We start from the raw sequence: 1,452 nt of genomic DNA on the forward strand, positions 1-1,452 counted from the left end.
GGCGGCCGGCACCGTTGAGCGTCCGACACGGCCCTGCGCCGGCCAAAAGTCTGCCTTTTTTTCCAACTTGCTCCGGCAGCGCCGGGCGTCGACGACGTCGACGTCGGGGCCGTGCCCGGCGACAAGAGCCTCTTCTTCTCCAACTTGCTCCGGCGGGGCCAGGACGTCGACCGGGGTGGCAACGCCTCCGGTCGAGGGCCCTGGGTGGTTCCCCGCGATCTGCCTTGGGTGGTTCCTCGGTCGTGGCCCTGGGCGCTTCCGAAAGTCCACCTCGCCTGCCGGCGTGCGGCGGCACGTCAGGACGCTGGCAACGCCCCGGTATGGCTGGTCGACAACTTCTTCGGCACGTCGACGAGCGCGCACTTGAAGTTCAGGCCCGCGCCGCCTGCCCCTTCCCGGCAACGGTCGGTTCCTGTGTTTGGCGGCCAGCCGCGCATATCTTGCTGCGCGCCTGGTGGGTTTCATCTGGTGACGCAGCTCGCCGCGCTCGTTGGCGCGGCTTGGACCACTGGGAGATCCGGCATGTCGTTCTACATCAGTGACTTCGTCGCGGACGTGGGTGCCGCGAACGCGGCGTGGTTCGCGGACGCCGACAACACCCTCGGTGAGAGCGTGGCCGTCGACAACGGCGACGGCACGGTGACGATCGACGAGGACCAGGTGGGGTTGCTGGGCGAGTTGTACGGCGACGACGAGGTGCCTGGGAGTCTCGGCGAGAACGAGGACGGCCTGTTCGTGCGGTTGCCGTACGAGCATCCCGACGGGTCCGGCAACACCGAGTTCCGGTTGACCGAGCGGTTCCTGCCGGCGTCACGCGCGCACGGCGGGGCGGGGCTGCGGTCGCGTCACTGACGTTGCGGCGGCCCGAGAATGCAAGGGGGTGTGTCCCCTCTAAGACGTCATGCCCGGGGCGGCTGGCTCGTCGACGAGCTGGTCCGTCTGGCCGGTGATGCCTGGGTGTGGTCGCGGATCGCGGTGGTGATCGGGTCGCGATCAGGGTGGTGATCGCGGTGATCCGGCGAGGGATCAGGGTGATCAGTTCGGCGGTGTGGCGGGTGGTCGGGGAGAAAAGTCGGGAGCGGTGTGTGGGGTCTCCCGCTGACTGGCTCGCAAAAACCGGCGGGTACGCCGTCCCAGCCTGCCCCGGAGCACCGGCCGTACTCGTGGTCAGTGCGGTGGGGCGAGGCGGGTGCGGATGGTGGCGAGTCGTTCGGTGAGGGTGGGCACCTGGTCGCGTTGGCGGTAGGGCAGTGGCGTGCCGGTGTGGCAGTGCGGGCAGTGCTCGCCGGCGTGCCAGTCGGGGCCGGTCGGGTCGGGCCGGGGGTAGGTGATCGCGCAGGTGTCGCAGACGAGCAAATGTTCGCGGTCGTGGTCGTCGCCGAGCTGGGTGGGGCTGGTGTGGCGGCGGGCCCGCCAACTGGTCCTGGCCCAGACGGCGGCGACCTGGTCGTC

General features: G+C 69.8%; 2 protein-coding genes. One reads left to right on the top strand and one right to left on the bottom strand.

The annotated features are described in order from the left end of the window. Nucleotides 1–522: 522 nt before the first annotated feature. Entirely contained in the window at nucleotides 523–852 is a 330-nt protein-coding gene (locus AB0E94_RS52920) for a hypothetical protein (RefSeq protein WP_357097993.1), read from the top strand. 315 nt (nucleotides 853–1,167) lie between these two features. Here the strand turns inward: AB0E94_RS52920 and AB0E94_RS52925 are convergent. Then, the coding region (locus AB0E94_RS52925) for a hypothetical protein (protein ID WP_360344567.1) at nucleotides 1,168–1,452 on the bottom strand (285 nt) is incomplete at its 5' end.

The organism is Actinoplanes sp. NPDC026670, from assembly GCF_040638175.1.
Classification (GTDB): domain Bacteria; phylum Actinomycetota; class Actinomycetes; order Mycobacteriales; family Micromonosporaceae; genus Actinoplanes.